Here is a 262-nt window from a genome sequence, read left to right on the forward strand (position 1 = left end):
CCCCCCGCCTCCCCCGGCGCTCCTTTATTTCCAGCAGTACCCGGCCTCCCAGATGCCCCTTCGTCACGTGGGGTCCCAGATGTTCCATTGTCACAGGTGTTACCTTGAACACCTTGAGGTCCCGTAGCACCAGTAGCGCCTGTGTTACCTCGAGGCCCAGTGGCACCCGTAGCGCCCGTTGAACCAGTGATACCAGGCGGCCCGGGAGACCCGGTGGCGGGCGGGGGTCGACGGGGGCAAGAGGACGCGGGGGGGGGGGGGG

1 pseudogene is annotated in these 262 nt (G+C 67.9%); it reads right to left on the reverse strand.

The window, feature by feature from the left end:
* Positions 1–262: pseudogene (locus tag JDS99_RS31330) on the reverse strand (collagen-like exosporium glycoprotein BclA1); the annotation flags it as partial.

Origin of the sequence: Bacillus cereus group sp. N6 (genome assembly GCF_016483705.1) — a bacterium.
Taxonomy (GTDB): Bacteria; Bacillota; Bacilli; order Bacillales; family Bacillaceae_G; genus Bacillus_A; species Bacillus_A wiedmannii.